At 58.1% G+C, this 1,865-nt stretch carries 1 protein-coding gene; it reads left to right on the plus strand.

Annotated elements, in window-relative coordinates; all coding sequences use genetic code 11:
* The first annotated feature begins 319 nt into the window (after positions 1-319).
* Positions 320-1,699, plus strand: coding sequence for an MFS transporter (locus tag WBM93_RS05625; protein WP_424429318.1), 1,380 nt, complete (start codon positions 320-322; stop codon positions 1,697-1,699).
* Positions 1,700-1,865 lie beyond the last annotated feature (166 nt).

Consider the following 1,865-nt stretch of genomic DNA (forward strand, 5'->3'; position numbering starts at 1 on the left):
CTCCTCGTAGGACAGATCCTGATAGCCGCCGTGTTTCGAATGTTTGCGGGCCATGTGTTGGGGTCTCTGTTGGTGGGAGGGTAGGGGATTGCCTAAAGGGGTGAGCAGATGCTCTTGAAACGCCGATGTATGTCATCAAGCAACCGGTTTTTCCCAAATTTTACAAAATGTTGCATTCGTGTATACAAGCGCCAGGGGAGCGGTGATTGGGAGCTTCCGGGTGTCCTGCCGTTCTGGGTGAGATATTCGGTAGCCTCTGATCCATTGAAGGAAATGAAAAAGAAGCAATATACTTTTCTTTCCTTTCGGGGGATATATCTTGGAATCAACTGCTCTGGCGGGGCCTTCGAGCCAACCCGCATTTCTGGCCGAAAACAGAAACCTGCGTCTTTTTACCATATTCCTGCTCTATGCGGGGCAGGGCATCCCGCTTGGCCTGTTCGATTTCACCATACCGGCGTGGATGGCAGTGAGCGGCGCTTCCGCCCGGGATATCGCGTTCGTGGTGGCGATGACCGGGATACCCTGGAGCTTCAAGTTCATCGCCGGGTTCATGATGGACCGTTACACGCTGCTGGCCATGGGCCGTCGAAGAGTGTGGATCATCGGCGCGCAAATCGTCATGATCGCGCTGCTGGCAATTTTCGCGATCATCAGTCCGGGACCGCGCGATGTGCTGATTCTCGGCCTCGTTGCCCTGGCGGTCAATACGGCCACGGTGTTTCAGGATGTCGCAGTCGACGGCCTGACAGTGGACATTCTCCCCGAGGAGGAACGGTCGATGGGCGGCGCGCTGGCATCGGGCGGTCAGGTCATCGGTATCGCTGTATCGGCGGGCCTGACGGGCACCATGGTCTATGCCTTTGGCGCAAGTGCCGCCTATATCGCCTGCGCACTGCTGGTCATCCTGGTCACCGTCCATGTCATCTGGGTGCGGGAACGCGTGGGCGAGCGCCGCCTTCCCTGGTCGCGCGGCGAGGCGCAGCAAGTGAATATCCTGGCCCAGGCCGATCACTGGCTGCCGTTGCTGACAGGTGCGCTCCGCAACACGTTTTCGCGGCAAAGCCTCAGCTATTTCCCGATACTGGTCAGCGTCGGCCTGACATACGGGATATGCCTGATCGCCGTGCCGATGATCGCCACTGGCGAAACCGGCTGGGCGGAAGATCAGCTGGGATCACTCAACGGCACTGCACAGCTGGTCGCGGGTATTGCCACCATCGCCATCGGCGGGTTCGCGGTCGGCAAGCTGGGCGCCCAGCGCGCGTTCTGGATATCGCGCTGTGCGTTTATCGCGCTCACCGGGTGGATGATATGGATGGCGGACCGGTGGAGCGATCCGCGGGTCCTGATCATCTTTGTTCTCGGCTGGACGGTATTGCATTTTTTCAGCGCCATCAGCGAAGTCGTCATCAACATGCGGCTCAGCCCGCCGGCGATCGCGGCGACCCAGTTTTCGATCTTCATGGCCTTTTCCAATATGGGCATCAGCCTGGCCGGCATATTGATCGGATCGATCGCGATGCTCTCCGAACCAAAGGCCATGCTGATGTTTCTGATCGGCGTGCATATTTTGTCGGTGTTGATCTTGCTGGTTGTTAAATTCCCGACCCGCCAGATCGGCGCGCGTCATTTGCCACCAGCAGACGAGAAAGATATCAACGCCGATGAGCCCGTTCCCTATCCAGTGCGCGACTAATTTTTCCGGCGCATCGGAGTTAAGGGGGCAATAATGCTTATATCTGCTTTGACGGGTTGAAGCCGCCGTTGAAGATCGCAGCAAGCAATGTTCGCATGCCACCCGGTTGCTGCCATCCCCCGGCGTGTCCGAAAAATCCTAATAAGGCGGCGCATCCAACCCGGTC

It is taken from the genome of Parasphingorhabdus sp., from assembly GCF_049667325.1.
GTDB lineage: Bacteria > Pseudomonadota > Alphaproteobacteria > Sphingomonadales > Sphingomonadaceae > Parasphingorhabdus.